A 221-nucleotide genomic window follows, 5' to 3' on the forward strand; every position below is an offset into this window, starting at 1 on the left:
GAGACCAGGACCGCGGCCTTCGTGGCGGATAAGCTGCGTTCGTTCGGCCTTGAGGTCGCGGAAGGGATCGGCGGAACCGGCGTTGTTGGCACGCTCAAACGCGGCACCGGTAATCGCGCGGTCGCGCTCCGCGCCGACATGGATGCACTGCGTATCACCGAGCGGGGACAGGCGGACTACCGCTCGCGGACACCAGGCACGATGCACGCCTGCGGTCATGA

1 pseudogene is annotated in these 221 nt (G+C 67.4%); it reads left to right on the plus strand.

The window, feature by feature from the left end:
* Positions 1-221: pseudogene (locus B3605_RS08595) on the plus strand (amidohydrolase); the annotation flags it as partial.

Source organism: Rhizobium sp. UBA1881, assembly GCF_002338015.1.
GTDB lineage: Bacteria > Pseudomonadota > Alphaproteobacteria > Rhizobiales > Rhizobiaceae > Rhizobium.